The following is a 5,011-nucleotide window of genomic DNA, read 5'->3' on the forward strand; positions in this document are numbered from 1 at the left end:
CGATCATCCGCAAGGACTCGCTGCACATCACCGAGGCCGACCGCGAACTGATCCGCGCCACCATCGCCGCCCAACCCACCCGCCACGTGCTGATCACCCACGGCACCGACTCGATGGTGGAAACCGGCAAGGTGCTGCAGACAATCGCCGACAAGACCATCGTGATGACCGGTGCGTTGAACCCGGCGCGCTTCCGCGGCTCGGATGCGGAATTCAATATCGGCTGCGCGGTCGGCGCAGTGCAATCGCTGCCGGCCGGGGTCTACATCGCCATGAACGGCCGCATCTGGAACCCGGAAAAGGTGCGCAAGAACGTGGCGGCCAACCGTTTCGAATCGATCTGACACGATGAGCAAGGCCACCCGCGCCACCAAGGCATTGGACGCGGCCGGCGTGGGCTATGTCTTGCATCCGTACGCCTATCAGGCCGATGCCGATGCGAAGGGATTACAAGCCGCACAGGCGCTGGGGCTACCGCCGCACGCCGTATTGAAGACGCTGATGGCGTGGGTCGATGACAACGCCGTCTGCGTGGTGATTCCCTGCGACCGCCGGGTGTCGCTGAAGAAACTCGCCAGCGCGTACGGCGGCAAGTCGGCACGCATGATGGAGGTGGCCGATGCCGAACGCCGCACCGGCTACAAGGTCGGCGGCATCAGCCCGCTCGGCCAGCAACGGCAGGCGCCGGTGCTGGTCGACACCACCGCACTGGATGCACCCGCGCTATGGATCAACGCTGGCCAGCGTGGCTTGCTGCTGGAATTGCCCGGCGCCCAGCTGCTACAGGCACTGGCCGCACGCGCCTGTGCGCTGTGCGAATAGACGCATCAGCGCGCTGCCGCACGCACCCGCTGGTGCGCACGTTCCTCGCTTAGAATCCTGGCTCATACGCGACATCTCGGTCGAACCTCGACTTCGACTTCAGTATCCAACTTCCAATCGACGTCGCGCCAGGCTCCCCGCACCGCTGACGACTGCCCACGCCGCGGCACTCGTCAGCGTCTCCCGACGCGGCAGCAGCACCGCGCCGGAACCCCTCAATACGCCGCAGTGACGCTGACCGCAGAGAAGCCCAGCGTCGCCTTCAAGCGGACGTAGTACACGCCGGCTGCGGGCGCGGCCAGCGTGCAGCTGTCGCCATTGCCCGGCAACATGCTGCGGCAGCTGTACGCGGCATCGGTCGGCAATGCACCGGCCCGTAACGAGAGATCGGCATTGCCGCTGCCACCGGCAAGCGCGACCTTGAGCGTGCGCGTGCCGGCCGGCACGTTGACCCGGTAATACAGCGAATCGGAAAGCGCTGCGCTCAGCCCGGTGCGAGCCACATTCCTGGTCAAGGTGGTCGACTCGATCACCGCCGTCACCGCGCCGTCGGCATTCACCAGCCCTGCCCCGCAGCCCTGCGCGCAGGCCACCGGCAAGGGCCGCGCGCTGCTCTTGAGCAAGGCCTTCACCGTGGCCGGGGCGAGTGGATTCAGGGCCACCGACTGCATCAGCGCCACCACGCCGGCCACATGCGGCGCCGCCATCGAGGTACCGCTATAACCCGCGTATGCGGCATTGCCAGGTACCGTGGTGCCGGTATTGAGCGTGGATACGATGGACTGCCCGGGCGCTGCGATATCCACACCCGTGCCGAAGTTGGAGAAGCTGGCCTTGGCGCCGGCCGAGGTGGTGGCTGCCACCGCGATCACGTTCGGGCAGTTGGCCGGCACGCTGGTGGAAACATCCATATTGCTGTTGCCGGCCGCCGCCACCACCGCGCTGCCACGCGTCACCGCAGCGGTGATGGCGTTGCTCAGGGTTGTGGAACAACTGCCGTAGCCGCCGAGCGAAAGATTGATCACCGTGGCCGGGTTCGGGTTGGCCGGCACGCCATTGACCTTGCCGCCGGACGCCCAGACGATCGCATCGGCGATGTCGGACATGTAGCCGCCGCATCGGCCCAATACTCGCAGGGGCAGGATCTTGGCGTTGAAGGCGGTGCCGACCACACCCGCCGCGTTGTTGCCGACGGCCGCCACGATGCCGGCGACATGGGTGCCATGCCAGCTGGAGCTGGACGCGGACGCACCGGGGCCGCATTCGTTGGCGGCGGTCCAGTCGCCCTGGTCGGCGGCATTGGCATCGCGCGCGCTGCCGTCGCGCGCAGTCGCAGGATCGATGATGAAGTCGTAACCGGGCAACACGTTCGCTGCCAGGTCGGGATGGTTGGTGATGCCGGTATCGATCACCGCCACCACGATGCCCTTGCCGGTAGTGCGGTCCCAGGCCGGGCGGATGTTGAGACCGGCGCTGGTCGTGCCCATCGCCCACTGCTGCGGCACGCCCGGGTCGTTCGGCACCAGCAACGGACGCATCAGCACGTCCACTTCCACGCGCTTGACCGCCGGGTCGGCTGCGAGGCGGCGCATCAGGCTTTCCGAGTCCACACGGTCCAGCTTGCGATCGGCCACCAACAGCATCGGACCGGTACTGAGCCGACGCGTTGCAGACAAGCCCAGCGCACGTCCGCGCGCTTCCGGCACCGCGCGGGCGATGTCGCGCCAGGGCGCAGACAACCCGGTCGCCCGGCTGCTGCCGACGCGGTCCTTGTAGCTGACGATGAAGCGCTGATGGCTGCTGCTGGAGTTCAAGCCTTGCAGGCTGACCTCGCCGGCGGCGGCATGAAACGTGCATGACAACGCACAGACGAGTGCAATGCGGCGCAATGCGCCAACTGAGTGATACGACATGAATCCATCCCTCCCCAAGGAGCTGGCAACCCGGATGGCAACGCGCTAACGCCACGGCGATGCGCCTTGCCCGATGCGTGGGCAGGCAGATGGCGCATGCCTCACGTGGGGTGGCTATCGGCGTGCCGCAGGTGGCGCTGAAGCGGCCACGCTGCGCCCGCATGCGCTTCATTCAGCCGTTACGGCCGGCCTGCGCTGGCAGCGCGGCAATTGCCGCTGCCCGAACGCACACTGCCCCGCCGAAGCGGGGCAGTGCAGGTTTCAAAACACCGACAGCTGCGTCGGGGTTGGCCCGACGTCGATGCCGGCAGTCACAGTCGTCGCCGCATTACGGGGTCTGGCTGACCGCGCCGGCGGCGTTGACGATGCCGGCACCGCAGCCGCCCGAGCAGGCGCCCGGCAGCGGACGGGCGGTGTTCTTCAACAGGGTTTCCACCGCCGCCGGCGTCAGCGGACGGCTGGCCGCCGACTGCACCAGCGCCACCACGCCGGCCACATGCGGGGCCGCCATCGAGGTGCCGTTGTAGCTGGCGTAGCTGGCCGAACCGGGGGTGGTGGTGCCGCTGTTGAGCGTGGACAGGATCGACGAGCCGGGGCCGGAAATATCGATGGTGGTGCCGAAGTTGGAGAAGCTCGAACGCGCGCCGGCCGAGGTGATCGAGGCCACCGAGATCACGTTGGCGCAGCTGGCCGGGGTGAAGTTGGCCACGTTGGCATTGCTGTTGCCGGCCGCCACCACCACGGTGGTGCCGCGCGACACCGCGCTGTTGATCGCGTTCTGGTAGCTGGCCGAACAGGTGCCGTTGCCGCCCAGCGACATGTTGATCACCTCGGCCGGGTTGGCATTGGCCGGCACGCCGGACACGGTGCCGCCCGACGCCCAGACGATGGCATCGACGATGTCGGAGGTGGCGCCGCCACACAGGCCCAGCGCACGGATCGGGACCACGCGCGCATTGAACGCAGTACCGGCGACGCCGCTGTTGTTGTTGGTCACCGCCGCGATGGTGCCGGCCACGTGGGTGCCGTGCCAGCTGGAGTTGGCGGCGGGAATGCCGGTACCGCACTGGTTGGCCGCGCGCCAGTCGCCCTGGTCGGCCGGGTTGCTGTCACGCCCGTTGTTGTCGCGCGCACGCGCCGCATCGCTGATGAAGTCGTAGCCCGGCAGCACGTTGGCGTTGAGATCCGGATGGCTGGTGATGCCGGTGTCGATCACGGCCACCACCACGCCGGTGCCGGTGGCGGTATCCCAGGCCGGGCGCACGTTGATGCTGGAGGCGCTGGTGCCAAAGCCCCACTGCTCGGACAGGCGGGTGTCGTTCGGGGTCAACACCGGGTACATGATCTGATCGACCTCGACGTAATCCACGCTCGGATCGGCGGCGATGCGGCGCATCAGCGTTTCGGCTTCGGCACGGTCCAGGCCACGGCTGGCCTTGAGCACTTCCGACCCGAGTGCGGTGCGGCGCACATGATTCAGGCCCAGCGCGCGACCGGCACGTGCCGGCACAGCGGTGGCCACGGCATTGAGCGAGGCGCGCATCGATGTCGGGCTCACCGCCGGGCTGCTGCCGTCCTTGTATTTGACGATGAACCGGTCCAGCGTGGGCTGCGACTCCAAGCCGGACAGATTGACCTGACCGGCGAACGCCGGCACGGCCAGCAGACAGGTCAGCGCGGAAACACCCAGCACGACCAGGGCGCGTGCGGGTGCACGACGTTGCGACACATTGGACATCGATCGTTCCTCAGTTTTTCATGAAGTGCCGCGGTTGCGGCGAGATGGCCGGCCCCGTGCCGCACACCGCGGATCGGGCCGGAACGCACGGGCGGTGACGCCCGTCGAAACGACTGACCGGTGTCCTTGCCGGCCGAGCGGCAATGCGCCGCCGGCGCCTGCCGAACTGGCAGACGTGGGCGAGACATCGCAGATGAGGTGAGGCGCCGCCGGTGGGGCTGCCGGCACGTGACCGGCAGCGCAACGCGGCGTCGAACAACCAGGCCCTAGTAGCTGGCCCTCAGGGTCACGCCGGAGAACGTGCTGTACGCCTTGACCCGCACGTAATAGGTTCCCGACGGCGCGGTGATGCTGCAGGTTTCCGCATTGCCACTGCGGTAGGGCCGGCAGGTGTAGGTGGTGTCGGTCGGTGCACTGCCGGCACGCACGTACAGGTCGGCATCGCCGCTGCCGCCGCTGATCGCCACGGTGAGCGTGCCGCTGCCAGCCGGCACCGCGATGGTGTAGTTCAGCTCTGCACCGGTGGCCGCGCCCAGGC

At 68.0% G+C, this 5,011-nt stretch carries 5 protein-coding genes; 2 read left to right on the top strand and 3 right to left on the bottom strand.

Annotation, left to right across the window (positions count from 1 at the left end):
* Together OZ10_RS19535 and ybaK are read left to right on the top strand one after the other, a co-directional pair.
* A partial coding sequence (locus OZ10_RS19535; protein ID WP_039566702.1) for an asparaginase domain-containing protein occupies window positions 1-344 on the top strand: 344 nt, incomplete at its 5' end.
* 4 nt (window positions 345-348) lie between these two features.
* Window positions 349-822: a Cys-tRNA(Pro) deacylase gene (gene ybaK / locus OZ10_RS19540; protein WP_039566705.1), complete on the top strand. Its 474-nt coding sequence runs from the start codon at window positions 349-351 to the stop codon at window positions 820-822.
* 215 nt (window positions 823-1,037) lie between these two features.
* Here the strand turns inward: ybaK and OZ10_RS19545 are convergent, their stop codons facing one another.
* The 3 genes from OZ10_RS19545 to OZ10_RS19555 all read right to left on the bottom strand — a co-directional run.
* The gene (locus OZ10_RS19545) at window positions 1,038-2,735 is read right to left on the bottom strand and encodes a S8 family peptidase (RefSeq protein ID WP_039566708.1); all 1,698 of its coding nucleotides are present in this window, start codon (window positions 2,733-2,735) and stop codon (window positions 1,038-1,040) included.
* Window positions 2,736-3,063: 328 nt separating this feature from the next.
* Window positions 3,064-4,473 carry a S8 family peptidase gene (locus OZ10_RS19550; RefSeq protein WP_039566709.1) on the bottom strand — a complete coding sequence of 470 codons (1,410 nt, stop codon included), beginning with the start codon at window positions 4,471-4,473 and terminating at the stop codon, window positions 3,064-3,066.
* A gap of 266 nt (window positions 4,474-4,739) precedes the next feature.
* The coding region (locus OZ10_RS19555; RefSeq protein ID WP_039566713.1) for a PPC domain-containing protein at window positions 4,740-5,011 on the bottom strand (272 nt) is incomplete at its 5' end.

Source organism: Xanthomonas cannabis pv. cannabis, assembly GCF_000802365.1.
GTDB lineage: Bacteria > Pseudomonadota > Gammaproteobacteria > Xanthomonadales > Xanthomonadaceae > Xanthomonas > Xanthomonas cannabis.